The following is a 2,517-nucleotide window of genomic DNA, read 5'->3' as shown; positions in this document are numbered from 1 at the left end:
CGCGGGCGCCGACGCGCTGGTCGAGCCGGACCCGGTTGCCCTTGGCGTCCTTGCCGGTGCCGGAGAGCGAGGCGACGATGCCTCCGGTGTGGTCGCCGGGGGTGACGTTCTTCGGCACGGCGAGGGTGAAGGGGACGATGACCCGGCCCTTGGGCGGCACGGTCACCTTGTTCCTGGCGAGCCTGATCCAGCTTCCGGCGTCGGTCGGCTTCGCGCCGGCGGGGAGCAGGTCGAAGCCGCCGTCGACGGTGTTGACGGCGTCGCTCGCGTAGACGTCGAGGGTCAGCGGCCGGGTGCCGTAGTTCCACAGGGCGATCTGGTCGCGCAGCGCGGCGCCGCCGGTGACTCCGTACGAGAAGTGGGGCCGCTGGTCGGGCTTCTTCGGGCCTGAGGGCTGGACGCCGAAGACGGCCTTCCTGTCGTTCTTCCGGTCCTCGGCGGGGGCGGCCGTGGCCGTGTTCGGCAGGAGGGCCAGGAGCAGGAGGAGCAGCAGGCCGAGCGCGCCGGTGCGGCGGGCGGGGCGGGGTGCGGTCATGACGGGTCTCCAGAGGTCAGGGGCGGGGCGGAACCGCGGCGCGGTTCCGCCCCGGAGCTCACGCCTGGATCAGATGGCGGTGAGGGTGAGCGTGGTGGTGTACGTGCCGGCCGTGGTGGAGGTCGGCGCGTTGAGGGCGAGGTCGGCGCCGACGTGGGCGGTGCCGAGGCCGGTGCCGTTGGCGAGCGTGCGCGCGGACTTCAGGCCCGCGGTGCCCGTGTCTCCGGAGGCGGCGCCCTTGGCGGCGGGGACGGCGGAGCCGGGGGTGACGGTCTGCGCGGGCGCCTTGTCGACGACCTTCGGGGACCAGCCGAGGTTCTGGCCGTTGATGGTGTGGGTGGCGCCGTCGGTGAAGTCGGTGACCTGGCCGCTCACGGTCCAGCCGGGGTTGCCGGCGCGGGTGTCGGTCAGCGTGACGGGGCTGAGGGCGCCGGCGGTGACGAGCAGGTCGCCGTCGCCGTTGAGGACCGGCGAGGGCAGGGTGACCTGCGGGTTGTCGACGCTGATGACGAGGGCGCCGGCGTTGACGGTGGTGGTGATGGTCTCCGAGGAGGTGACTCCGGTGAACGCGCCGACGGTGTACGGGACGGCGTTGGAGTCGGAGGCCGTGTAGCGGGCCGGGTCGGCCGGGACGAAGACGGCGGTGAGGGAGTGCGCGCCGGCGGCCAGGCCGGAGGTGGTCAGGACGGCGGTGCCGTTGTTGACCGGGACGGTGCCGAGCGGGGTGGTGGTGCCGCCGACGGTGTCGGTGAACTTCAGCGAGCCGGCGGCGCCCGCCGGGGTGACCGTGCCGGTCAGGGTGACGGGGCTGTACTGCGGGGTGCCGGACGCCGGGGAGACCGCGAGCGCGGTGGTGGTCTGCGTCGCCGCGGCGGCCTTGACCTCGTAGGAGACGGCGGTCGACGTGGAGCCGTTGTACGAGGCGTTCGCCGGGGTGAACACGGCGGTGAGGGCGTGGGTGCCGGCCGTGAGGTTGCTCGTGGTCAGCGTCGCGGTGCCGCCGTTGACGGTGACCGGGGTGCCGAGGTCGGCGGAGCCGTCCTTGAACTGGACGGTGCCGGCGGCGCCGGAGGGGGTGACCGTGGCGGTCAGGGTGACCGGGGAGCCCGCCTGGGCGGGGCCGGCCGGGGTGACCGCGAGCGAGGTGGCGGTGTCCGTCTTCACGGCCGGATCGTTCGCCTGGTACGTGGTGTTGGACGTGAACCAGATCGCGCCCGTGAAGTCGCCGAGGCTGGTGCCGTTGAAGGCGGTGCGGCAGATGACGGTGAAGTCGTACCGGCCCTGGAGGGTCGTGAAGCCCGCCTGGGAGGCGTAGTCGCGCATGGTGGACGTCAGCGGGATGATCATGCCGCCGTTGCCCGCCTTGGGGTACGTGGTGATCGGCGAGTTGCCGACGACGTTGAGGCCGCCGGCCGGGAAGCCGGAACCCTCCACCTTCACCAGGACGTTGGTGGCGTTGGCGGGGCAGGCGCCCGAGGTGGTGAAGGAGATGCCGCTGGTGTCGGCACCGGTGGCGGGGGTGATGTCGATGGTCCCGATGGGCGCGGCGTACGCGGCGCCCGCGGTGGCGAGGCCCGCCGCGACGGCGGTGGTGACGGCCGCGACGCCCAGCGCGAGGGCCCGGGAGATTCTGTTCTTCAGCACGGTGAGGGCTCCTGTCAGGGGGTCTGCTTGGTGATGTCGCCGCAGTTCGGGTTGGTCGCGAAGCCGTAGGTGTTGATCACCACGGACTGCTTGCAGATCCCGGAGTCCGGGCCGACGAAGACGTCGCTCCACGGGGAGGTGGTGACCTTGCTCGTCGGGATGACGTTGTAGACGTCGCGCTTCACGCCGAAGCCGGTGTTGAGGACCGTCGGCGCGACGCCCTCGATCGTGCCGAGGATGGCGCGGCCGCGGAGGTCGGCGATGGTCTGCGAGGACTGCGCCTGGTACTGCGCGATGGAGAAGGGCGCGATCGACTTGTCGTCGAGGACGCGGCCGTC

At 72.6% G+C, this 2,517-nt stretch carries 3 protein-coding genes; all 3 read right to left on the bottom strand.

The genetic code is table 11. From position 1 onward, the window contains the following. Positions 1–535, bottom strand: a 535-nt coding sequence (locus CCN56_RS37645) for a WxL protein peptidoglycan domain-containing protein (RefSeq protein ID WP_143664765.1), incomplete at its 3' end; no start/stop codon positions are given. Between the two features lie 69 nt (positions 536–604). After that, positions 605–2,179, bottom strand: a complete 1,575-nt coding sequence (locus tag CCN56_RS37640) for an Ig-like domain-containing protein (protein WP_086832184.1) — start codon at positions 2,177–2,179, stop codon at positions 605–607. A 14-nt stretch (positions 2,180–2,193) separates the two neighbouring features. Then, positions 2,194–2,517 (bottom strand): hypothetical protein (locus tag CCN56_RS44020; protein WP_218779491.1); only part of this gene is annotated, 324 nt, incomplete at its 5' end.

Origin of the sequence: Streptomyces sp. NRRL B-24572, assembly GCF_002156145.1 — a bacterium.
Classification (GTDB): Bacteria; Actinomycetota; Actinomycetes; order Streptomycetales; family Streptomycetaceae; genus Streptomyces; species Streptomyces vietnamensis.
The sequence above is the reverse complement of the archived record's forward strand: the minus strand, read 5'-3'. Positions and strand labels throughout refer to the sequence as shown.